A 22,310-nucleotide genomic window follows, 5' to 3' on the forward strand; every position below is an offset into this window, starting at 1 on the left:
CAGGACGAAAAATATGGTGGGCCTAACGAGGCTCCGTCCGAGCTAGGGCAGATTTAAAACCAAATAGCCGATAAGGCTATTTCAAAATAAAAGGAGAAGTAAATGTCTCAAGGTATTCGTTATGCGGTCATAACACTATTTTTTTGTGGGATTATTTTTGTTGGACAGGGATATGCCCAAGACCAGGCGGCACCGGCTAAAACAGAACAAGAATTAATGATGGAAAAATGGCAGCAATTTTCAACGCCAAATGAAAACCATAAAAATTTAGATTTTCTTGCCGGAGAATGGACCTATACGATGAAATGGTGGCAAAGCGCGGATACTACACCGGAAGAATCAACCGGGACGACCAGCAGCCGTTGGATTTTAGGCGGACGTTTTGTCCAATCGGATGTTAAAGGGGAGTCGATGGGCCAGCCTTTTGAGGGAATTAATATTATAGGTTATAATAATTTAAGTAAAGAATACAACTCGATCTGGATCGATAATATGTCAACGGCTGTGATGGCGACCACCAGCCAATATGACCCGGCAACAAAAACATTTACCGAACAAGGAAGTGTTTCTTGCCCAATGACCGGCGAAACAAATCGCGCGGTGCGCGGAATTTCAAAGATCATGGATGCCGATCATTATAGTTATGAAATGTTCATGAACGGCCTCGACGGAAAAGAATATAAAACGATGGAGCTCATTTATTCACGAGTTAAGTAAATACATTGGTTATTTGATTTAATTTGGTTTATGTGGACTCATAGCTCAGTTGGTTAGAGCGCTTCCTTGACATGGAAGAGGTCGGAGGTTCGAGCCCCCCTGAGTCCACCATATTTTATTTTAGGGTCCTTAAAGAAACATGGAATACAAAACAGACATTGATAAACTTCGTCACAGTTGTTCGCATGTGATGGCGCAGGCGGTTCAGGAACTTTGGCCGGAAACCAAAGTGACCATTGGCCCGGCTATCGACAATGGGTTTTATTATGATTTTGACCGCAAAGAGCCCTTTACGCCGGAAGATTTGAAAACAATAGAATCCAGAATGCGCAGAATTATCCAAGGCAAACCGGTTTTTGTCCAAAGTTTCATGCCGAAAAAAGATGCCATTGATTTGTTCTCCAAGATGAAAGAAACCTATAAAGTAGAACTTATCCAGGGAATCCCTGACGAGAAAGTCTCCATCTTTAAAACAGGTGACGCGTGGATGGATCTATGCAAGGGTCCGCATGTTGATAATGCCGGCGAGATCAAAGCCTTCAAGTTACTATCGGTGGCTGGAGCCTATTGGCATGGCGATGAAAAAAATCCTATGCTGCAGCGCATTTACGGAACTTGTTTTCCGACGGAAAAAGAACTTAAAGAATATCTTCAATTATTGGAAGAAGCTAAAAACCGCGATCATAGAAAATTAGGGATTCAGCTTGATCTTTTCAATGTGTATCATGAAACCGCCGGAGCGGGGCTAATTTTTTATCATCCCAATGGCGCGATGTTACGCAAAATTATCGAAGATTATGTCCGCGCGCAGCATATGAAACACGGATATGATTTTGTTTCAACGCCTCATATTTTAAAAGGAAAGCTTTGGGAACAAAGCGGCCACGCCGAGTATTATCGCGAGAACATGTATTATTTTAAGACGGAAAATGAAGAATATGCCGTCAAGCCGATGAACTGCCCGGGGCATATGTTGATCTACAAATCTAAGATCCGTTCTTATCGCGATCTTCCGGTACGTTTTTTTGAATTAGGAACTGTTTATCGTCAAGAAAAAGCCGGTGTTTTGCACGGGCTGCTTCGCGTGCGCGGATTTACCCAAGATGATGCGCATATTTTTTGCCGTCCGGATCAAGTTAAAGCGGAAGTCATCAATGTCGTTGATTTTGTTTTTGAAACAATGAATGATTTTGGATTTAAAGATATGGATATTGAAGTGAGCACTCGTCCGGCGAAATTTATTGGAACCGAAGAAAACTGGAATACAGCCACCCAAGCTTTGGAAGAATCTTTAAAGGAAAGAAAATTATCTTATAAAATTAATGAAGGCGATGGGGCATTTTACGGTCCAAAGATCGACATAAAGCTTAAAGACGCCCTCGGGCGTCAATGGCAATGCGCGACCATTCAGTGTGATTTCGCTTTACCCGAGCGTTTTGAATTGGAATACGTTGATGAAACCGGAAAAGCCGTACGCCCCATTATGCTTCACCGTGCTATTTTAGGAAGTTTGGAGAGATTTATCGGAACCTTAATAGAACATTATGCCGGAGCATTTCCTTTATGGCTTGCTCCGGTTCAAATAGCGATCATTCCTATTAGCGAGAGCCATCACGATTACGGCGTAAAAGTAAAAGAGGATTTACAGAAAGAAGGATTTAGGGTTATAATTGACCAAAGCCACGAGACGCTCAACAAGCGTATTCGCGAAGCGACGACTAAAAAAGTTCCGTATGTTCTGATCGTCGGCGACAAAGAAGCCTCTTCCGGAAAAGTGGCGGTTAGAAAACGCGTTGTTGGCGACGAGGGAAGCGTTGACCTAAAAGAGTTTATTGTTAGATTAAAAAAGGAAGAGGAAGAAAAAATATAAACCAAGTTGTTGCCCAGCACTAATTTAGCAAAGTTAAATTAGTGCTGGGTTAACTCGTCCCGATTATTCGGGACTCGTTAAGGAGGTGGTTCGTATACAAAAGTATATTCGCGTCAACGAAAGAATCAGAGTTCCCGAAGTTCGCGTTATCGGTCCTAATGCCGAACAATTAGGCGTTGTGATGATCCAGCGCGCGCTGGAGTTGGCCAGCCAGCACAGCCTTGATTTAGTTGAGGTTGCTCCGACGGCAAAACCGCCGGTGTGTCGTATCATGGATTTCAGTAAATACAAATATGACCAAGAGAAAAAAGAGCGGCGTGTTAAAAGAAGTCAAAAGATTTCTCATCTAAAAGAAATTCGCGTTAAGCCTCATATTGAGGAAAACGATTATCAGGTGAAATTAAAACAGGCCATCGCGTTTTTAAATAAGAAAGATAAAGTCAAAGTGAATTTATTTTTCCGCGGACGCGAAATGGCTTTTCAAGATCTGGGTAGGCGGATCGTCGACCGATTCACCAATGACTTGATGCCCCACGGCCAGATCGAAAAGGGTGCGATGATGGAAGGGCGTATTATGAGTGTTGTGATCGCGCCTAAGGCGGATAAATAACAAAATGTTTTAGCAGTATTGTTTTTAGGTCGCAGTTTGTAGTTTTTAAATAAAAGAAAGGGGCAACATGCCGAAATTAAAGACAAATCGTTCGGCCGCTAAACGGTTTCGATTTACCAAAAAAGGGAAGATCAAGCACCGCAAAGCCGGCCGCGGCCACATCTTAGGTGGCAAAACCAGAAAGCGCAAACGCAATTTACGCCAAACAGGCTATATTGCCGGCGTCGATCATCAAAATATTAGGAGGTTACTTCCTTATGGTTAGAATTAAACACGCTGTCTCGGCGCGCAGAAAAAAGAAGCGTCTTTTAAAGAAGGCGGCCGGTCAGTTTGGGCATCGTAGCCGTCGTTATTCCCAAGCCAAAAGATCACTGCTTAAAAGCATGTCTTATGCTTATCGCGATCGCAAAAATAGAAAACGAGCATTCAAAAGCCTTTGGGTTGTCCGCCTTAACGCGGCTTGCCGTGCGGCCGGAACAAATTATAGCCGGTTCATCAAAGGTCTTAAGACTGCCAAGATCACCATTGATCGAAAAATATTAGCTGACTTAGCGGTTAATTCTCCGGAAATACTTACAAAACTCATTGATATTTCAAAAGCAAAATAGTTTTCGTTTGTTTGGGGAAAGCAATATCAGCAAATATGGAGAGCCGGGAAAATATTTTCGTTAAATTAGTAAGATATTTTCCCGGCTTTTTAAAAGCCTTAAACGAATTTAAATATGAATTTGGATTTCAATACTATTGAATTAACAGCCGCCAATGAAATAAAGGCGGCTTTACATCAAAAAGACTTAGAAGCACTGCGCATAAAATATTTGGGCCGCAAGGGTTTGATTGCCGAGATCTATGCCAGTCTTCCCGATCTTTCTGCCGAACAGAAGCCTTCCGTCGGAAAAAATGCCAATGAACTCAAGAATAAGATTGCGCAACTTTTGGAAGAACAAAATGAAGTTTTGAAAAAATTACCGGGTGCTTTCGGTTCTTCAAAAGAAACCGTAGATATGACAATTCCCGGAGTGGCTATTGCTCCCGGAAAGGCGCATATCTTAACGCAAACCATGAATGATATTTGCTCTACTTTCGAAAAGCTTGGGTTTGCGGTCATGGAAGGGCCGGAAATTGAAACCGAATTTAATAATTTTACCGCGTTAAATATTCCCGTTGATCATCCTTCCCGCGATGCTTTTGACACGTTTTATTTAGACCTCAAAGATGATATAAAGAAAGACCGATTCAAATTGTTGCGCAGTCATACCTCTCCGGCGCAAATCCGGGTGATGGAACAATTTTCTCCGCCGCTAGCGGTTGTGGTTCCGGGGAAAGTTTATCGTCCCGACGCGGTCGATGCCAGTCATTCGTTCATGTTCCACCAGGTCGAAGGGCTTTTGGTCGATAGGGATGTTAAATTTTCCGATCTTAAAGGGCTTTTAGAAGCCTTTGCGAAAAAATTCTTCGGGGAAAAAATCAAGATGCGTTTTCGTCCGCATTTTTTTCCTTTCACCGAGCCTTCCGCCGAAGTGGATATCTCTTGTTATCTCTGCGATGGAAAAGGGTGCTCTGTTTGCGGTAAAAAAGGGTGGCTGGAGATCTTAGGATGCGGCATGGTCAATCCAAAAGTGTTTGAAGCCGTTGGGTATCCTAAAGATAAGTATACCGGCCTGGCCTTTGGGATGGGCGTTGAGCGCATTGCTATGCTTAAATACGGCATTGACGATATTCGGTTGTTTTTTGAGAATGATGTGAGATTTTTAAAACAGTTTTGATGATGGCGCTTCAAAAAACCGCTTTCCTAGAAAAGCTATCCTTACGTTGAGTCCTCCCTCTTTTTATAATATACTTATACTATAGTCGCGCCTGTTCTTTTGAAGAAAGCGCTGGCGCGTATCATAAAGCTAAAAAGCTACCGAAATATTAATGTATTTCTGGGAGGGGTTTGTTCATGCGTAGACTTCATTTATTGGTGCTTATATTTCTCGTCTCGATTTTGCCTGCGATCGTTTCCGCTCAAAATTCTGAAACAATTTCTCTAACGACCTATTACCCCGCGCCGTTTGGGGTTTATGACCGTATGCAAATAACACCGCATAATCCGGCGGTAGCTTTGCCGGCGTGTACCAATGCTATTCGTGGAATGATGTTTTATGATGATGCCAATAATGTGGTGGTTGTCTGCCAGGGGACAGGCCCCAGCTGGTCGAGTTTAGGGTCGCAGTGGACACAAGTCGGAAATAATTTATATCCGACGAATATTAATTCTTTAGTCGGGATTGGGACAGCAACGCCAACCGCCAGGCTGCACGTTCACGGATCGGTGACTGCGGGTAATGATGCTGTGTATTTGTACAACGCATTTGGCGGCGGTGGAGGAAGGACATTGAGAGTAGCAAACAACACCGGTAATGTTAGCCCCTTAGCTTCTTTTGAAAATTCCGGCGTTGGCCCGACGGCAACTTTTACCGGAGGGCGCGTTGGTATTGGAACTAATGCTCCCGACAGCGATACTTTATTGCATGTTGAAAATGGTTCAATTTTATTTAACGGCACAACAGGAAATACTCCTGTTTCCGGCGCTGGAACAAGGTTTATGTGGATCCCTTCTAAGGGGGCGCTTCGCGCGGGAAGTGTTGGTGGCGCTCAATGGGATGATGCTAATGTTGGACTTTATTCTGTTGCTCTTGGTTCCGGCACCATAACGGCCAGCAATACCAATAGCATTGCCTTAAGTCATAATTCGTCCGCAACTGGTTTGCGGGCCATTGCTATGGGTGAAAGCAGTCAAGCGACAGGGACAAACGCTGTTGCCATAGGTCCCGGAGCGATCGCGACCGGAACCACATCTTTGGCTTTAGGGACGCATATCAACTCTGTCGGATCAAATTCCGTAACGATCGGCAAAGGCCTTAGCGCCGCTAATCGCATTACCAATGCAACCAATAATTCTTTAGCTATAGGATTTGATTCTAATATTCCGACGATGTTTGTCGGCCCGGCATCGGGAGCCGGAACAACCGGTGATGTTGGTGTAGGTACGGCAAGTCCTCAGGAGAAACTGCATGTTTCCGGCGGCAATCTTAAAGTCTCCGGTGGAGGGAATTTTGGGGATGATGTTATTGTTGATGGCGGGTTAGTGTGGACATCTCAAAATGACGGCAGCGGTTCCGGATTAGATGCCGACAGGATCGAAGGCAGAGATTTCTACATCAGAAATACAAATCCACCCGCTGGACCGGCACAGCTTTGTTTTAATGTTGCCGCAACGGAAAATTGCTCTACACAAACAAGATATTGTAATGGATTTGATGACTTGGGGCCGTTTAACGTCGGTTGTAAACCGGATAATTGGTGTGATGCGCAGTGCCGCGCGATTTATCCAACACCGCAATCTTTAGCTTCATGTAACGGCAATACAACCTCTTGTGTCGGTGGGACGACAAATACGGGAGTTGGAACTGTAGAAGGAAGCAGTGAATGTCTAGGGGCTGTTACATCGTGCACATGTTCTTTATCTAATTCAACGTATCAACAAGAATTAGCTAGTTTTGATTCGGGTGTTTGGTGTGCGAATATTGTTAAGCAGTAAAGAGCAAAATAAATTTTTTAAAAAAGGAATTTCCCATAGGAGGATAAGACAATGCGAAAAAAAATATTATTCATAAGCGTTCTTGCGATTCTCTTTTCTCCGCCGATTATTCCAAATTCTGTGTTTGCCCAGGCGACGGAAACGATTACGCTTACTACTTATTATCCCGCGCCGTTTGGAGCGTATGACCGCTTGCAAATCATGCCGCATAATCCAGCGGCTCCTTTACCGACATGCGATGGTTCGACGCTAGGTTTAATGTTTTTCAATGACGCCACTGACATGATTGTTTCTTGCCAGGGTACAACGCCGGCATGGGTAAATCTAGGTAGTGGATTTTGGACGACCGGCGCTATTCCGGGCAATATTTATACGACGGATATCAACTACAATGTCGGCATCGGAACAACAAATCCAACTTCAAGATTGAGTGTCTTAGGCGGTAGTGTCCAATGGGGCGCCGCGACGACATCTAATTCGCTTAATGCAGATGGAGGTGGATCGATAGAGTTAGGAGCGAGCAGTAATACAACATTAAACCCCGTTATCAATGGTGCGCCTTATATTGATTTTCACTCTGGATGGCTTGCAGCGCCGCAGGATTTTAATATGCGGATCATTAATTCCACCAATAATCGCCTTGAATTCCAAAAGATGACCAGTGGAGTTACGACAAGTGTTATGACAATTAATGGAGTTAATGTTGGTATTAAAAATTCATCTCCGGCATATGATTTGTCTATCGTAGATTCCGGTGTTGGATTAGGCAGGCCTGTGCTTAATCAGCTCGCGTTTTATACAAATTCAGCTGAGAGAATGAGAGTAGATGCTTCAGGAAATGTCGGTATTGGTATAGCAAATCCAGCTGGTTATAAATTAAATATTGGCGGAGGTGCAAACGGAGCGGCGCCGGTACCACGATTAAAGCTCAGTGATTATTATGATAATGCGGGAAATCCTTCTCTTTCCCATATTGACCTTTACGGCGGGGCGTATGGTTTTGGCATTAGTTCGAATTCATTAAATTATATTAGCAATCAATATCATCGTTTTTATGATGCCGGGGATTTAGTGACTCCTGTATTGATGATGAACGGGGATACGAAAAGAGTTGGGATAAACGTAGCGGTTCCGGCAGGAACTATTGATTTTCAAGGAGGAACAGCAGCCGCAAATCAAAATGGAGTTAGTATGATCCTTCGTGCGCAAGATGGAGGAACTGGAAACACTGATGGAGGGCATATTATTCTGAATCCAGGATCGGGAAGCGGTACGGGACAACCAGGAACTATTTGGATTCAAGGTGGGAGCATTGCAGTTGATTTTCAAAAATTGTGCAGAACAACAGATGGAGGTAATTTTACAGAAACTGTTTCGGTTCCAGCTGGTTGGCCGAAAGGTGCTTGTGAAGAGTATTCAGATGAAATGAATGCCGGAGCAACGCTATTTTCACTTGGCTGTTTATTTAGCGCTAGCGGTCCAAGCGGATATATAAGTTGGGGGCCCAATTGCAACAATGCTGGTTCTTGCGCTGCTCCTAGCCCCAACTGCGGCTGGTAATTTTTTACATTTGCTTTATATTCCTTTCATTGACAATCGCACGCCGCCGCCTTAAAATGTCTGCATTATGAAAATCTCTCTGAATTGGCTCAATGACTATGTCCCCGTCCGCTTAAAATCCGAAGAATTAGCTCATCGGCTCACCATGGCCGGTTTAGAAGTTAAAAAGATCGAAATCATCGGTGGAGATACTGTTTTTGAGATCGAAGTAACGCCTAATCGCCCTGATTGTTTGAGCCTCATTGGCATTGCTCGTGAAACATCCGCGATCTTAAATATTCCTTTAAAAATTCCCGGTGTTGGTGGATTTAAAATTTCAAAAGAAAAAGTCGACATTACTATTTCCGATAAAAAAGACTGCGCGCGCTATATTGGTGCTATCGTCAAGAATATTTCCGTCAAATCCTCCGGTGATTGGCTCAAAAACCGCCTTATCCCCGTCGGTGTTCGCTGTATTAACAATATTGTGGATATTACTAATTTCTGCCTTTTAGAAACAGGCCAGCCCTTACATGCTTTTGATTTGGATAAATTATCCGGTGGCAAGATCATTGTTCGGCGCGCCAAAGATAATGAAACGATCACCACCATTGACGGTGTTGAGCGAAAACTCGATCCGTCCATTTTAGTTATTGCCGATGCTAAACGCGCTGTTGCCATTGCCGGAATTATGGGCGGCAAAGATGCGGAAGTGACCGAACAAACAAAAAATATCCTTTTAGAAAGCGCCTATTTTGATCCCGTTCTTATCCGTCGGGGTGCTAGAAAATTGGGGCTTTCCAGCGATTCGTCTTATCGCTTTGAACGCGGCGTTGATATAAACGGCGTTGCCGCAACCGCCAAACACGCGCTGTTACTTATTAATGATGAAGCTAAAGGAACATTAAGCGCGTATACAGATCTTTATCTTCAAAAAATAAAAATATCTAAAACAACTATTACGTTGAACTTAAAAAAAGTGGACCGTCTTTTAGGGCAGAAAATCTCTTCGGAAAAATGCAAAAACATCCTGAAAAAACTGGGATTTAAAATAAATTTAGCCTCCAAAAACGCGTTAAAAATTGTTCCTCCGGATTTTCGTTTAGATGTTCGTCAGGATGTTGACGTTATCGAAGAGATCGCCCGCATGATCGGCTATGACCGTATTCCGGTCAGCCTTCCGCAAATTAAAGTCTCTTCGATCATTTCTCCCATTAGTCAGATGATCAAAAAAACATTATCTTCTGTGTTGTGCGGCTATGGATTAAATGAGGCTATCAGCTATACGATGATCAGCCGGAAGTTCTTGGAAAAAACCAATTTAAATGAAACAGATCTTTTGAAGGTCAAAAATCCTTTAACCCAAGAACAAGAGATCATGCGCCCCTCGGTTTTGCCCGGCTTGTTGGCGGTCGTGTCAACAAACCTTAATCGCGGACAGAAAGATATTCATCTTTTTGAATGCGGAAAGATCTATTCTTCGTCGGGAGAAAAAGAGACATTAACGATCGTGATGACAGGTCAGTATCGCTATGATTGGCGAAATCCTAAAACAGGAGAAGCGGATCTCTTTGACCTAAAGGGAATTATCGAAAATCTTTTAAAGACGATCGGCATTAAGAAAATGGATTTTGCGCCTTTATCCATCGTGTTTCTAGACGAGGGACAGGCGGCGAACATTTTAGCGGCAGATAAAAAAATAGGTTTTTTGGGAAAAGTTTCCGGACAGGTCTTAGATCAGTGGGATATCAAAAAAAAGAAAGTGTTTTTCGCGCAGTTGGATCTAGAAAAGATCTTTCTAGCGGCACAACCGATAAAAAATTATCAGCCCATTACACTGTTTCCCGGTATTGTGCGCGATATTAGTTTGGCCGTTAAAGATAACGTAAGTTTTGAGCAGATCCGCGCGCTGGTACGCAGCCATGACGACGGTTTGGTCAAACAGGTCAATTTTATGGAGCAGTATTTGGGCGAAAAAATCCCTGCCGGCCATCGCGGCCTTATCTTTTCTTTGATCTATCAAGACCAAAAGCGCACGTTGCGCGAAGAAGAAGTTGCTCAGGTTCACGAGAAGATCTGTCAATCCCTGACGAACCAATTGGGCGCCATCAGACGGTAATTAAAAGAATATTACAAAATCCCTGCTGTGCGCGTTTTGGGTTAAGGTAGTAATGAACCAATACATTAACTACGGGAGCCAAATTTCTAATTGTCCGAAGGACATTTTAGTGAGGCACCCACGTAAATTGCAGGTTCAATTTACATCTAACCCGACGGCACCGCGGGGATAAATTTTTCCATGAAAAAACACACATCCTCACCCGACCAAGCAGAGAACCTCTTCGAAGAAGAAAAGCAGCCCCAAGATCAGCTTAAAAAACTCCCTCTTAGTGTGCGTATGCGTCCGACAACCCTAAACGAAATTGCCGGGCAAAAACATATCTTAGGCGAAGGAAAACTTCTCATCCGTTCCATTGAAGCCGACCGGCTCAGCTCGCTTATTCTCTATGGCCCTCCGGGAACGGGAAAAACGAGTTTAGCTCACTGCATTAGCTTTGTCACTCAAGGCCATTTTGAAAGCCTTAATGCTGTCTCGTCCAACGTGGAAGAATTACGAAAAGTTATCGCTTCCGCCAAATACCGATTTAAAACCACTTCCAAAAAAACGGTCCTTTTTATCGATGAGATCCATCGGTTCAATAAAGCCCAGCAAGATGTTTTAATGCCCGATTTAGAACAGGGTTATGTGATCTTGATCGGTGCCACTGTTTTTAATCCGTTTTTCGCGCTCATTGGTCCTTTACTATCACGGTCTATCATCTTTGAATTAAAACCTTTGTCGGCTGAAGATATTATGTCAGTTTTAAAACGCGCTTTATCCGACCAAGAAAAAGGACTTGGCCATCTCAAGATCGAAGCCGAGGAAAATGCGTTAAAGTTTTTAGCGCAAGTTTGTGAAGGAGACGCCCGCCGAGCGCTTAATGCTTTAGAGATCGGGTGTATGACCACGCAACCCGATAAGGATGATCGCATTCACCTGACGTTAGATGTTGTGCAAGAATCCGTCCAAAAAAAACAGGTCAATTATGATAACGATGGCGACGCGCATTATGATACGATCTCAGCGTTTATAAAATCCATGCGCGGCTCAGATGCCGATGCTACGCTTTATTGGATGGCGAAAATGCTTTACGCGGGAGAAGATCCGCGTTTTATTGCCCGCCGGATCTGCATTTGCGCGGCAGAAGACGTAGGCAATGCCGATCCGCAGGCGCTTGTTTTAGCGAGCGCGGCTTTGCAGGTTTCGGAGTTTATCGGCTTGCCGGAGGCCAGAATTCCGCTCGCTCAAGCGGCTGTTTATGTCGCGTGCGCGCCAAAATCCAATGCCGTATATTTAGGAATAGAAAAAGCCCTTAAAGATGTTAAGGAAAAAAGAGTTCAAGAAGTCCCCAAGCATCTTAAAGATAGTTCGTATAAAGGCGCCAAGAGTTTAGAGCATGGACAAGGCTATAAATACGCCCATGATTTTGAAAACCATTATGTTGCGCAAGAATATATGCCGGAACATACCATTTATTATGAGCCGACAGACCTAGGCTTTGAGAAAGAGATCAAAAAAAGGATGCCCAAAAATCCCTAAAAGATCTTTTAAGACGGCACCAAAATATTTGCGGTTGTATATTTTAGGAAAAAATGATAAAATGCCCGATGTTAAAAAGTTACGTCACCAAAAAGAATAAAAAAGAGAAAACCGAAGAAACAGAAACCCGCCTTTTAAAATCAGTTTTGCGGGTTAAATTGTTGTCTTTGTTAAGAAACCAAAAGGAGGAAACAAGACTTAAGAAAAGCAAAGCCATTCAGAAAAAGCTTTTTTCAACACCTGAGTTTAGGCGCGCTAAGATAGTTTTGTTTTACGCATCGTTTGACGGAGAAGTTGAGACATTCATGATGATGAGTCATGCGCAACGATTAGGAAAGAAAGTCGCATTACCTAAGATTATCAGAAATCAAAGAAAGATGATTCCCATATTGATCCAAGATCTTAACACTCAGCTAGCCCAAGGCGCTTACGGTATCAAAGAGCCTTTGGTGCGAACGAGCTTAAAAGTTTCGCTCAAAGAACTCGGCTTAGTTTTAGTGCCGGGGGTTTCCTTTGACCGGAATAATAACCGCCTAGGGCGGGGTCTTGGATACTATGACCGTTTTTTAAGGAAATTGCCGCGTACCGTTCCTTGTGTCGGCCTTGCCTTTGATTTCCAGATCGTTGATCGCCTGCCTCATCACAAAAATCGGGATATCCCGGTTTCTCGTGTTGTAACAAACTAAGTTATTAAAATCTAAGAGTCGGTTTTTAAAGAACACCGAAAGTTATCTTTTGATAAAGGGAGGTATTATTGCCATGTTTACCGAAACAAGCATGATGATGAAAAGTATCGGCATGTCTGTTGCGGCTATTACTCTGATCTTGGCGGGGTATTTTTTAAGCCGTTTTTTTGCCGATAAAAGGTTAAAAGTTTCAGAATCAAAAGCCAAAGAATTATTAGAAGCTGCTAAAGTCGATATCGAGCAACGTAAACGTGAAGCAGAAATTACTGCTAAAGATACATTGCTTAGGCTTCGCCAGGACTTTGAGCGGGAAACCAAGGAGCGACGGGAAGAAGCCGCCGCTACCGAAAAAAGGCTTTTACAAAAAGAAGAGAATATTGACCGCCGCGTCGATCTTTTAGAGAAGAAAGAAAAAGACATTAATGCCCGGGTTGCCACATTGCATCAAGATGAAATTAACGCTAAACAAAAAAGTGAGCAATTAGATAAATTGATCAGCGAAGAAAAAGAAAGGCTTCAAACCATTTCTTCTCTAACACAAGAGGAAGCTAAGAAGATCCTTTTAAGTCGTTTGGAAAGCGAATTAACGCAAGAAAAAGCTACTGCGCTTCGAAAGATGGAAGAAGAAGTCAAGGAGTCAGCGGAAAAAAGAGCGCGGGAAATTATTGCCACCTCTATTCAGCGTTGCGCCAGTGACCATACGGCGGAGACGACCGTGAGTGTTGTCAGCCTTCCCAGTGACGAAATGAAAGGGCGCATTATCGGCCGCGAAGGGCGCAATATCCGCGCACTAGAAATGGCCACGGGCGTTGATATTATCATTGATGATACGCCGGAAGCGGTAACGATTTCCGGATTTGATATGGTTCGCCGAGAAATTGCCCGCATTGCCTTGGAAAGCCTTATTGCCGACGGAAGAATTCATCCCGGCCGCATCGAAGAAGTCGTGGAAAAAGCCAAAAAAGAAATGGAAAACAAGATCAAAGAAGAAGGCGAGCGAGCAGCCTTTGATCTTGGTATCCACGGCATGCATTTGGAATTATTGAAGCTGGTTGGAAAATTAAAATACCGAACAAGTTTCGGGCAAAATGCCCTTCAGCATACAAAAGAGGTGTCACTTTTAATGGGGCTTATGGCCATGCAACTAGGATTAGATCCTAAGCTTGCCAAACGCGCCGGACTTTTGCATGATATCGGGAAAGTGGTCGGCCCGGAAGTGGAAGGAACGCATGCTATCGTCGGAGGGAACTTAGCGCGTAAATACGGCGAATTAGAAGAAGTGGCCCGAGCGGTCGAATCACATCATGAAGAAATTGAGATGAGCACGATTTACGGCGTTTTAGTTTGTGCCGCTGATGCTATTAGCGCGGCGCGTCCCGGGGCGAGAGCCGAAACATTAGAAACGTATATTAAACGCTTGGAAAGCTTGGAGAAAATTTCTAGCGGTTTTAAAGGCGTTGAAAAAGCTTACGCGCTTCAAGCCGGCCGGGAGATCCGTATCATGGTCCAGCCGGATAAGATCACCGATGATCAGTCCATTGTGATGGCTCGAGATATTCGTAAAAAGATCGAAGAAACCATGGAATATCCCGGACAGATCAAGGTTATTGTGATTAGAGAAACGCGCGCCATTGAATACGCAAAATAAAAAGAAAGGTTTTAATGAATATTCTTTGTATCGGCGATATCGTTGGACGGGCAGGGCGCAATGCCATCATTGAATTATTGCCGTCTTTAAAGCAGGAACTTTCCGTTGATTTTACCGTTGTGAACGCGGAAAATTCTGCCGCAGGTTCTGGGATCACTCTGGATATTGCCGAAGAACTTTTCAAAAGAGGCTGTGATGTTTTAACCAGCGGTGACCATATTTGGGATAAATCGGACATCAAAGATTATTTGAACCGCAATGAAAAACTCCTGCGTCCCGCTAATTTTCCCGACGGAGTTCCTGGAAAAGGGTCTTGTGTTGTCACCGCACCTAACGGCGTTCGGGTGGGTGTTATCAATCTTTTGGGCCGTACTTTTATGCGGTATAATGTCACTTGTCCTTTTAAGAAACTCGAAGACCTTTCCCAAGAAATAAGAAAAGAAACGCCGGTGATCGTTGTGGATATGCATGCCGAGGCTACCAGCGAAAAAGTTGCTTTAGGATTTTTTTCTGACGGGAAAGTTTCGATCGTGTTTGGAACACATACGCACATTCCCACCGCCGATGAAACTGTTCTTTCCTCAGGAACAGCATATATCACTGACCTAGGAATGACCGGACCGTTTGATTCGGTGATCGGGCAAGTCAAAGAAAAGATCATTGAGCGATTTTTGACCAGTTTGCCGCATAAATTCGAAGTTGCCACCGGAGATATTCGCTTAAACGGCATTATCGTGGACGTCGATGAGAAAACGGGGAAAGCGCGCAGCATTAAACGTATTCAAAAAAAGTTATAAACAAAAAATAAAGTGTGTGGTAGCATTGGTCGTAAGGCTATTTTGCTGACGAAAGGATTTGTGACATGACAGGATGGGATGGTTTGAACCGGCGTAAATTTCCTCGAGCTAATTATCCGTGTTTGATCATCATTCGCCATAACCATGCCGGGCCGGAAGCGATGTTGACCCATACGGAAAACCTAGGCATCGGCGGTGTGTGCGTTATTTTAAAGCGCAGCTTAAAACTTTTTACAACGGTTGAACTCGAATTAGACCTCTTAGACACTAATTTGCATATTAAATGTGAAGGAAAGGTTGTTTGGTCCGTCCAGCGGAAAAATCCCGAAGAAAAAAAGCCGTCCTTTTATGACACGGGAATAGAATTTTCCAGCATCAATGCGAAAGACGCGCAACGGATCATTGATGTGGTTGCCCGTTTAGTGAAATTAGGTTTTGAAACCCCGCCCACGTAAATCCCTATTCTTAATCTACGATGAACGAAATAAAAATGCGTGTTAGATTTGCCCCGAGCCCGACGGGGTTTTTGCATATCGGCGGCGCGCGTACGGCCCTTTTTAACTGGATGTATGCCCGGTCGCAAGGCGGGCAGTTTATCTTACGCATTGAAGATACCGACCAGGCCCGTTCCAAAAAAGAATATGTCGATGAGATCTTAGACAGTATGAAATGGTTGGGGCTTGATTGGGATGAGATCTATTTTCAAAGCCAGCGGTTTTCCATTTATAAAGAATATGCCGAAAGATTAGTCCAAGAAAATAAAGCCTACCGTGAAGACAGTGCCATTATCTTGAAAATTATTCCCGCCGAAATTGTTTTTTATGACCTTATCCGCGGTGAAATCAAATTTGATACGGCCACCATCAAAGACCAAGTCCTCATTAAATCCGACGGATCGCCGACGTATAGTTTTGCTTGCGTGGTGGATGATGCGCTGATGAATATTTCTTGCGTTGTCCGCGGAGAAGACCATATTTCTAATACGCCGAAACAGATCGTTATTTATCAAGCGTTGGGATTGAAGATCCCTAAGTTTGCCCATTTGCCGCTTATTATGGATGAAGAAGGCGGACGGATGTCCAAGCGCTTCGGAGCGGTGGCGGTCACCGAATATCGCAATTTAGGATTTGTCCCGGAAGCCATTGTGAATTATTTGATGCTACTAGGCTGGTCGCCGGGAGAAAATCAAGAGATCGTTAAACTTTCCGACGCTGTTAAAAGATTTTCCATCAAAAAGATCAATAAAACAGCCGCGGTTTTTTCTATGGATAAATTGCGCTGGATCAATTCTCAATATATCAAGAAAATGGAAACCGCCAAACTCGCAGAACTTTTAAAACCTTTTTTGACACAAAAAGGATATGCTTATGGAAATACCTTAGAAAGTATTGTAAAATTATTTCAAGGTCGGCTTGCGACTTTGACGGATTTTTTGGATTGGGCGGATTTTATTTTTGTGGGTGATATCCAAATTTCTGAGGAGATAAAAGCAAAATTTTTTATCTCGGAGCGGAAAAAAGACCTTATAAGATTAATTGAGATCTTAGAAAATTTAGAGACATTTGATATAAAGGCAACGGAAGAAGCGTTTCGTAAAGTTGTTGCCGAACAGGGGATCAATTCTTCCGAGCTGGTCCATCCGACGCGTGTGGCATTGACAGGAAAAGAGATCGGCCCCGGGCTTTTTGATACGATGGTTGTTTTGGGAAAAGAAAAAACGATCGAACGGCTGAGGAAAGCAAAAGAATTTTTTAATTAAGGAAAGGGGGCAAGGACAAAGTGGCTTTTAGAAAAATTGTTCTTTGCGTGGTATTACTCTCATTCGTATACGGCTGCGAAACGGCAAAAGGGTTTCAAAAAGACGTTGTCAACGGTTGGGATAAAGCCAAACACGTCGATGAGTGGTTTAAAGAGAATATGTGGTAATCGTTGCTGTTTTCTCCGCCGGATTTCTCGCCATTTTTATTTGAAAGCCATTTGCTTTTCTCCTTTGATTTACTGCCCTGTCGTCTAATGGTAGGACATGAGATTCTGGATCTCAGTGTCTAGGTTCGAGTCCTAGCGGGGCAACTTACGAAAGAATTTTATGTCCCAAGAGAAGATATTGATCGTAGAAGACGAGAAAAATATTTCCAAACTTATTAAATATAATTTGGAAAAAGCCGATTATGAATGCCAGACAGTCATTACCGGCGAAGACGCCTTAGACGCGCTTGAACAACAGGCGGTTGACTTGGTTATTCTTGATATTATGCTGCCTAAAATGGACGGCTTGGAAGTGTGCCGCCGCCTTAAAAGCGATCCCCACCTTAAACAGATCCCCGTTATCATGCTTACCGCAAAAGGCGAAGAGATCGACCGTATTGTTGGCTTGGAGCTTGGCGCCGATGATTATATGGTCAAGCCCTTTAGCCCTCGCGAACTTGTCCTAAGAATAAAATCAGTCCTTAAAAGAGGAAAAACCGCAGAAGCAAAAAAAGACATCCTAAGGTCCGCGGATATCTTGCTCGATAATGCCCGTCATCAGGTCAGCGTCGGAGAAAAGAAAATAGACCTCACAGCCATGGAATTTAAGTTGCTGGCTGTTTTGATGGAGCGCCAAGGACGGGTCCAAAGCCGGGATCAATTGTTATCTGATGTTTGGGGATTGGAATCAGATGTTTATACGCGCACGGTTGATACGCATATCAAACGGTTGCGGGAAAAGCTAGGAAAATCAGGAAAATCCATAGAAACTGTGATCGGTGTTGGATACCGCCTTAAACAACAAGACAATGACGATTAAGCTCCCTTGGAAGTTGACATTTATTTTCTGCCTGGCTGTTGCCGCCGGAGTTTTGGCGGGGTATTTTTATCTAGCCGATCATCTTAAAACTTATTTGGAAGATAATCTGAAAAAAAGTATTCAAAACGAACTTATTCTTGCCAGGGACATTATTGAATCTCATATTACCAGCAAAAAGAACTTCAGCGATGCCGACGTTTTAGCCGATCGAATAGGCAAGGAACTTAATTTAAGAGTCACCATTACTCTTAGAGACGGCACTGTGGTCGGTGATTCCAACCTAAGCGGCGATGAGTTTCAAACGGTTGAAAATCATATCAACCGTCCGGAAATCCAAGAGGCATTGACAAAAGGCCTTGGTATGGACCGGCGCTACAGCATGACGGTAAAGAAATATCTTTTGTACATAGCTATGCCGTTTGAGAAAGAAAAAATATCCGGTGTTCTTAGGCTTGCTATGCCTTTGTCGCATGTTGAATTTCTGGAATCCAGCGTGAAAAAGATCATTGTTATCTCTCTTGTCTTGGTATTTGTTTTTAGCCTCGGATTTACTTTTCTGACATCCTTCTTTATTTCTAAACCTTTGGTTGAAATGGCCGGTATTGCCCGGGCTATGGCCCGAGGAGATTTCTCTCGGAAACCATCCGTCTATTCTCAAGATGAGATCGGAGAGCTGTCAAAGGCTTTAACGCACATGTCGGGTGAAATTAAAGAAAAAATAGAGATCATTGAACAGGAAAAGATAAAGCTCGATGCGGTTTTATCCAGCATGTTCGAAGGGATCATGGTGGTTGATGAAAAGGGCAAGATCCTTATGATCAATCCTTCGCTTCAAAAACTTTTTTTTATTGATGCCAGCCCTGAGCATAAAAAACCTCTGGAAGTCATTCGCCATCGCGGAGTTCAAGAAACGGTGGATCAGATCCTTTCTTCGCAAAGCCCAATGATCAGCAAAGAGATCATCATTGAGCAACCGGAAGAGATCGTCTTTAAGATCAACGCGGCGGCCATCATCAGAAATCATCAACTGCAAGGGGCGGTTTTAGTTTTTCACGACCTGACCGAGCTGCGCCGCTTAGAGAAGATCAGGCAGGATTTTGTCGCCAATGTTTCTCACGAACTACGCACGCCCGTTGCCAGCATCAAAGGTTATGCCGAAACGCTTTTATCGGGCGCTTTAGATGATCAAGAAAACCGCAAAGAGTTCGTCCACATCATTCATCAAGACAGTATTCGCTTGGCCAATCTTATTAACGACCTTCTGGACCTTTCCGGTATAGAATCAGGAAAAATGAATATGGTCTTTCTTTCCGTTGATATCCATCCGACCGTTAAGCTTTGCCTTAATGTATTAGAGAAGGCTATCAAGGCAAAGAATATTTCCGTACAAATCAATATCGCGAGTAGTTTACCCAAAGCCAAGGCGGATGAACAAAGACTTTCTCAAGTTTTCTTGAATCTTTTAGACAATGCCGTTAAATATACGCCCCAAGACGGATCCATCCAGGTTAATGCTCAAGCTCAAGCAGGGCATATTCGCGTGGATATTATTGATAATGGCATTGGCATTGCCGAAAACGATCTTCCCCGTATCTTCGAACGGTTTTATCGCACCGACAAGGCGCGTTCCAGGGAACTTGGCGGTACCGGCTTAGGCTTGTCCATTGTTAAACATATCGTTTTGGCTCACGGCGGAGAAGTTTTTGTCCAATCTATGCCGGGGCAAGGTTCCACATTTAGCTTCACCATTCCGCAAGCGTAATCTCCCACCAAAACCCTTCCAAATCTTCTTTTTGAAGTTCACACAAAGTTCACATCCCCTTCATTTTCTTGGCACATCTCTTTTCTATACTTGAGGCAGTAAAAGGCGTGGAAGTTAATAAAAGATGTTGGGCCTAAGAAAGATAGATATGTTTTTTACACGAGAATTATCGACGATACACAAAGAAATGATCGCCAACCAGTTACGTTTTCAATTGAGCAAGATCAACAAGGTCTTATACGTTCTTGAGGAAGATGAAGCGATGGATGTGGAATGCGTCAACGGAGAAATTAAAGAGATCGAGATCAATTTGCGGCGTATCAGAAAAACATTTCTTGATTAAGAACAAAAGTAAAAAGAAACAGTTAACGAAAGGAGAAGGGTAGGATGAGACGAGTGATCAGTATTTTTATTTTAGGTGTTTTCTTGTTAGGGAACGCATCGCCAAGTTTTGCGGGGGCAACATCGGTTGATGCTTTGATCCGTAAATTAGTGGACAAAAAAATCTTAAGCAAAGAGGAAGCATTAGAGCTAAAAAGCGAGATTGCGGCCGACGAAAAAATGGTACGCGCGGAAGGTTTGAAAACCGATCTGCCGTCTTGGGTTAAAGATATGAAGCTCAAAGGGGATTTGCGCGTGCGTTATCAAAATGAACGGCGCGATTCGACTCAAAGCCGCAATAGAGGAAGAATCCGTATGCGCTTAGGGCTAGAAACAAAAGCCAATGATAAAGTTCAGCTTGGTGTTGGGATCGCGACAGGTTCCGGTGATCCTCGCTCCACTAATGAGACGAGTGAAAATTCTTTTGAGAAAATGGATCTTCGCCTCGATTATGCTTACGCTAAATATATGCCGACCACATGGGCGTCTATCACCGGTGGTAAAATGTTGAGCCCGTTCTGGACTCCAAAAGATTTGCTGGTCGACAGCGATATTTCTTATGACGGCGGTTCTGTAAATCTGACATCAAAAAAGTTTCTCAACGATCAGGTAGATTTCTTTCTTAATACAGGCTTTTTTATTATGGATGAAGGTAATGGGGCGAGTACTTTAACAACAGAAAACTTCGATCCCTATTTATATGTTATCCAACCCGGCCTTAATATCAAGCCAACGGCAAATACAAAGCTTAAATTAGCTGCGACCTATTTTGGAATAGATAATATTAGAGGACAACGGCGTTTACAATATTCCGCCAGTACAAATACGACCAGGGCCTGTACGGACGCTTCCGGCGCGGCACAAAGCTGTTATGCTCATGACTTTGAACCGGTCAGCGGAGGTATGGAGTTTACGATTGATAGCCCATTTGGGAATAATGGATTTTTTAATGATATAGGATTTGACCAGATCGCTTTTCTGGGCGAATACGTAAAAAATGTGGCTGATATGGTTGATGAGCATAATGATGGTTATTTATTGGGAGCTAGAATTGGCGCTAAAAAAGTTTCTGGCCCTAGGCAATGGCAATTAGGTTATAATTTCCGTCGCTTAGAAAGAAACGCGTTTTTGGACAATTTACCGGATTCTGACTTTTACGGTGGTGGAACGCATGTCCAAGGCCATGAAGTAGAATTTGCTTATGGTTTATCAAAGAATGTCAGCCTTAATCTTGATTATTACCGCGCGGCGCCTATTGGCGGAGAAGAAATCGATACGCGCCAAGCAAAAGTTGAGAATATCATTCAGGCCGATCTTAACTTTAAATTCTAAAATAGAAAATTTATTTATAAAAACATAAGGGAGGAAATATGAAAAACGTTTTAAAGATATTCTTATTATCTGTTGTGAGCTTCTTAAGTTGCCAAGCATTTGTTTTGGCCGCGGAGCCTATTAAAGCGGACGGTTCTAGCACAGTTTTCCCTATTACCGAAGCAGTCGCCGAAGAATTTGGTAAAAAAGGCGGTGCTAAAGCCATGGTGGGAATTTCGGGAACCGGAGGCGGATTTAAACGATTTTGCCGCGGTGAAACTGATATCAGCAATGCCTCGCGTCCTATCAAATCAAAAGAAGTGGATGCTTGTAAAGAAGGCGGAGTTTCCTATATTGAATTGGAAGTCGCCTATGACGGGTTAGCCGTTGTTGTTAATCCTCAAAATAATTGGGTTGATTACTTAACAGTGGCTGAACTTAAAACGATTTGGGAAACCTCAGCTCAGGGTATTGTTACGCGTTGGAGCCAAGTGCGTTCTAGTTTTCCGGACGAAGAAATACAGCTTTTTGGCCCCGGGACTGATTCAGGGACCTTTGATTATTTCACAGAAGTGATTAACGGAAAATCCGGCGCCAGCCGCGGCGATTATACGGCCAGCGAAGACGATAATGTCTTAGTGGAAGGCGTTGCCAACAGCAAAGGCGGTTTAGGGTATTTTGGTGTTGCCTATTATGAAGCCAATAAAGATAAGATCAAGGTTGTTCCGGTCAAAGGGCCGAGTAATTCCAGCGGAGTTGTTCCCACAAAAGAAACTGTTTTAGACGGAACGTATGCGCCGCTATCGAGGCCGATATTTATTTATGTGAACAAAGATTCTTTAGCGAAAAAACCAGCGGTCAAAGCATTTGTTGAATTTTATCTGCAAAATGCTTCCGTTTTGTCCGAGGAGGTCGGGTATATTCCTTTGGCACAGAGTAAATATGACGCGGATCTTATGAAAATAAAATAATCCTTTTCTT

The 22,310-nt window shown here is 43.3% G+C and carries 21 protein-coding genes, 2 tRNA genes and 1 other RNA gene; all 24 read left to right on the forward strand.

Features of this window, described 5'->3' with window-relative positions; genetic code table 11:
- Nucleotides 1-102 precede the first annotated feature (102 nt).
- The 24 genes from WC676_01780 to WC676_01895 all read left to right on the forward strand — a co-directional run bounded on the left by WC676_01780 (nt 103) and on the right by WC676_01895 (nt 22,300).
- The gene (locus WC676_01780; GenBank protein ID MFA5059342.1) at nt 103-717 is read left to right on the forward strand and encodes a DUF1579 domain-containing protein; all 615 of its coding nucleotides are present in this window, start codon (nt 103-105) and stop codon (nt 715-717) included.
- 34 nt (nt 718-751) lie between these two features.
- A tRNA-Val gene (locus WC676_01785) sits at nt 752-828 on the forward strand.
- A gap of 28 nt (nt 829-856) precedes the next feature.
- Nucleotides 857-2,587: a threonine--tRNA ligase gene (gene thrS / locus WC676_01790; protein ID MFA5059343.1), complete on the forward strand. Its 1,731-nt coding sequence runs from the start codon at nt 857-859 to the stop codon at nt 2,585-2,587.
- 85 nt (nt 2,588-2,672) lie between these two features.
- On the forward strand, nt 2,673-3,197 hold the full coding sequence (gene infC, locus WC676_01795) for a translation initiation factor IF-3 (GenBank protein MFA5059344.1): 525 nt from the start codon (nt 2,673-2,675) through the stop codon (nt 3,195-3,197).
- A gap of 67 nt (nt 3,198-3,264) precedes the next feature.
- Nucleotides 3,265-3,462 carry a 50S ribosomal protein L35 gene (rpmI, locus tag WC676_01800; GenBank protein ID MFA5059345.1) on the forward strand — a complete coding sequence of 66 codons (198 nt, stop codon included), beginning with the start codon at nt 3,265-3,267 and terminating at the stop codon, nt 3,460-3,462.
- Nucleotides 3,455-3,805 (forward strand): 50S ribosomal protein L20, encoded by a 351-nt coding sequence (gene rplT / locus WC676_01805; GenBank protein ID MFA5059346.1) that lies wholly within the window; start codon nt 3,455-3,457, stop codon nt 3,803-3,805. The genes rpmI and rplT overlap by 8 nt, the downstream gene beginning before the upstream one ends.
- A 114-nt stretch (nt 3,806-3,919) precedes the next feature.
- The gene (gene pheS, locus WC676_01810; protein MFA5059347.1) at nt 3,920-4,963 is read left to right on the forward strand and encodes a phenylalanine--tRNA ligase subunit alpha; all 1,044 of its coding nucleotides are present in this window, start codon (nt 3,920-3,922) and stop codon (nt 4,961-4,963) included.
- Between the two features lie 176 nt (nt 4,964-5,139).
- Nucleotides 5,140-6,780, forward strand: a complete 1,641-nt coding sequence (locus WC676_01815) for a hypothetical protein (protein MFA5059348.1) — start codon at nt 5,140-5,142, stop codon at nt 6,778-6,780.
- Between the two features lie 51 nt (nt 6,781-6,831).
- A complete protein-coding gene (locus tag WC676_01820) occupies nt 6,832-8,340 on the forward strand; it encodes a hypothetical protein (GenBank protein MFA5059349.1) in 1,509 nt (502 codons plus the stop codon).
- Between the two features lie 67 nt (nt 8,341-8,407).
- Nucleotides 8,408-10,438, forward strand: coding sequence for a phenylalanine--tRNA ligase subunit beta (gene pheT, locus WC676_01825; GenBank protein ID MFA5059350.1), 2,031 nt, complete (start codon nt 8,408-8,410; stop codon nt 10,436-10,438).
- A gap of 16 nt (nt 10,439-10,454) precedes the next feature.
- Nucleotides 10,455-10,611: non-coding RNA, 6S RNA (gene ssrS / locus WC676_01830), on the forward strand.
- 7 nt (nt 10,612-10,618) lie between these two features.
- Nucleotides 10,619-11,959 carry a replication-associated recombination protein A gene (locus WC676_01835; protein MFA5059351.1) on the forward strand — a complete coding sequence of 447 codons (1,341 nt, stop codon included), beginning with the start codon at nt 10,619-10,621 and terminating at the stop codon, nt 11,957-11,959.
- 53 nt (nt 11,960-12,012) lie between these two features.
- Nucleotides 12,013-12,645 carry a 5-formyltetrahydrofolate cyclo-ligase gene (locus WC676_01840; GenBank protein ID MFA5059352.1) on the forward strand — a complete coding sequence of 211 codons (633 nt, stop codon included), beginning with the start codon at nt 12,013-12,015 and terminating at the stop codon, nt 12,643-12,645.
- A gap of 73 nt (nt 12,646-12,718) precedes the next feature.
- Nucleotides 12,719-14,293, forward strand: coding sequence for a ribonuclease Y (gene rny / locus WC676_01845; GenBank protein MFA5059353.1), 1,575 nt, complete (start codon nt 12,719-12,721; stop codon nt 14,291-14,293).
- Between the two features lie 14 nt (nt 14,294-14,307).
- Nucleotides 14,308-15,090, forward strand: a complete 783-nt coding sequence (locus WC676_01850) for a TIGR00282 family metallophosphoesterase (protein ID MFA5059354.1) — start codon at nt 14,308-14,310, stop codon at nt 15,088-15,090.
- Nucleotides 15,091-15,155: 65 nt separating this feature from the next.
- Entirely contained in the window at nt 15,156-15,545 is a 390-nt protein-coding gene (locus WC676_01855; protein ID MFA5059355.1) for a PilZ domain-containing protein, read from the forward strand.
- A gap of 35 nt (nt 15,546-15,580) precedes the next feature.
- Nucleotides 15,581-16,849 (forward strand): glutamate--tRNA ligase, encoded by a 1,269-nt coding sequence (gene gltX / locus WC676_01860; GenBank protein ID MFA5059356.1) that lies wholly within the window; start codon nt 15,581-15,583, stop codon nt 16,847-16,849.
- Nucleotides 16,850-16,869: 20 nt separating this feature from the next.
- On the forward strand, nt 16,870-17,016 hold the full coding sequence (locus tag WC676_01865) for a hypothetical protein (protein MFA5059357.1): 147 nt from the start codon (nt 16,870-16,872) through the stop codon (nt 17,014-17,016).
- 73 nt (nt 17,017-17,089) lie between these two features.
- A tRNA-Gln gene (locus WC676_01870) sits at nt 17,090-17,160 on the forward strand.
- A gap of 16 nt (nt 17,161-17,176) precedes the next feature.
- Nucleotides 17,177-17,875, forward strand: coding sequence for a response regulator transcription factor (locus WC676_01875; protein MFA5059358.1), 699 nt, complete (start codon nt 17,177-17,179; stop codon nt 17,873-17,875).
- On the forward strand, nt 17,865-19,637 hold the full coding sequence (locus WC676_01880) for an ATP-binding protein (GenBank protein MFA5059359.1): 1,773 nt from the start codon (nt 17,865-17,867) through the stop codon (nt 19,635-19,637). Before WC676_01875 ends, WC676_01880 begins: the two co-directional genes overlap by 11 nt.
- Nucleotides 19,638-19,785: 148 nt before the next feature.
- Nucleotides 19,786-19,980, forward strand: a complete 195-nt coding sequence (locus WC676_01885) for a hypothetical protein (GenBank protein ID MFA5059360.1) — start codon at nt 19,786-19,788, stop codon at nt 19,978-19,980.
- A gap of 44 nt (nt 19,981-20,024) precedes the next feature.
- Nucleotides 20,025-21,350 carry a putative porin gene (locus WC676_01890; GenBank protein ID MFA5059361.1) on the forward strand — a complete coding sequence of 442 codons (1,326 nt, stop codon included), beginning with the start codon at nt 20,025-20,027 and terminating at the stop codon, nt 21,348-21,350.
- Nucleotides 21,351-21,388: 38 nt separating this feature from the next.
- The gene (locus WC676_01895; protein ID MFA5059362.1) at nt 21,389-22,300 is read left to right on the forward strand and encodes a PstS family phosphate ABC transporter substrate-binding protein; all 912 of its coding nucleotides are present in this window, start codon (nt 21,389-21,391) and stop codon (nt 22,298-22,300) included.
- Nucleotides 22,301-22,310: the final 10 nt, after the last annotated feature.

This window comes from Candidatus Omnitrophota bacterium (assembly GCA_041649175.1).
Lineage (GTDB): Bacteria > Omnitrophota > Gorgyraeia > Zapsychrales > JBAZNR01 > JBAZNR01.

Excerpts from the sequence above, each read along its gene's own strand:
- WC676_01780 (MFA5059342.1), top strand. The coding sequence starts at position 103 with ATGTCTCAAGGTATTCGTTATGCGGTCATAACACTATTTTTTTGTGGG.
- thrS (MFA5059343.1), top strand. The coding sequence starts at position 857 with ATGGAATACAAAACAGACATTGATAAACTTCGTCACAGTTGTTCGCAT.
- rpmI (MFA5059345.1), top strand. The coding sequence starts at position 3,265 with ATGCCGAAATTAAAGACAAATCGTTCGGCCGCTAAACGGTTTCGATTT.
- rplT (MFA5059346.1), top strand. The coding sequence starts at position 3,455 with ATGGTTAGAATTAAACACGCTGTCTCGGCGCGCAGAAAAAAGAAGCGT.
- pheS (MFA5059347.1), top strand. The coding sequence starts at position 3,920 with ATGAATTTGGATTTCAATACTATTGAATTAACAGCCGCCAATGAAATA.
- WC676_01815 (MFA5059348.1), top strand. The coding sequence starts at position 5,140 with ATGCGTAGACTTCATTTATTGGTGCTTATATTTCTCGTCTCGATTTTG.
- WC676_01820 (MFA5059349.1), top strand. The coding sequence starts at position 6,832 with ATGCGAAAAAAAATATTATTCATAAGCGTTCTTGCGATTCTCTTTTCT.
- pheT (MFA5059350.1), top strand. The coding sequence starts at position 8,408 with ATGAAAATCTCTCTGAATTGGCTCAATGACTATGTCCCCGTCCGCTTA.
- WC676_01835 (MFA5059351.1), top strand. The coding sequence starts at position 10,619 with ATGAAAAAACACACATCCTCACCCGACCAAGCAGAGAACCTCTTCGAA.
- WC676_01840 (MFA5059352.1), top strand. The coding sequence starts at position 12,013 with ATGATAAAATGCCCGATGTTAAAAAGTTACGTCACCAAAAAGAATAAA.
- rny (MFA5059353.1), top strand. The coding sequence starts at position 12,719 with ATGTTTACCGAAACAAGCATGATGATGAAAAGTATCGGCATGTCTGTT.
- WC676_01850 (MFA5059354.1), top strand. The coding sequence starts at position 14,308 with ATGAATATTCTTTGTATCGGCGATATCGTTGGACGGGCAGGGCGCAAT.
- WC676_01855 (MFA5059355.1), top strand. The coding sequence starts at position 15,156 with ATGACAGGATGGGATGGTTTGAACCGGCGTAAATTTCCTCGAGCTAAT.
- gltX (MFA5059356.1), top strand. The coding sequence starts at position 15,581 with ATGCGTGTTAGATTTGCCCCGAGCCCGACGGGGTTTTTGCATATCGGC.
- WC676_01875 (MFA5059358.1), top strand. The coding sequence starts at position 17,177 with ATGTCCCAAGAGAAGATATTGATCGTAGAAGACGAGAAAAATATTTCC.
- WC676_01880 (MFA5059359.1), top strand. The coding sequence starts at position 17,865 with ATGACGATTAAGCTCCCTTGGAAGTTGACATTTATTTTCTGCCTGGCT.
- WC676_01885 (MFA5059360.1), top strand. The coding sequence starts at position 19,786 with ATGTTTTTTACACGAGAATTATCGACGATACACAAAGAAATGATCGCC.
- WC676_01890 (MFA5059361.1), top strand. The coding sequence starts at position 20,025 with ATGAGACGAGTGATCAGTATTTTTATTTTAGGTGTTTTCTTGTTAGGG.
- WC676_01895 (MFA5059362.1), top strand. The coding sequence starts at position 21,389 with ATGAAAAACGTTTTAAAGATATTCTTATTATCTGTTGTGAGCTTCTTA.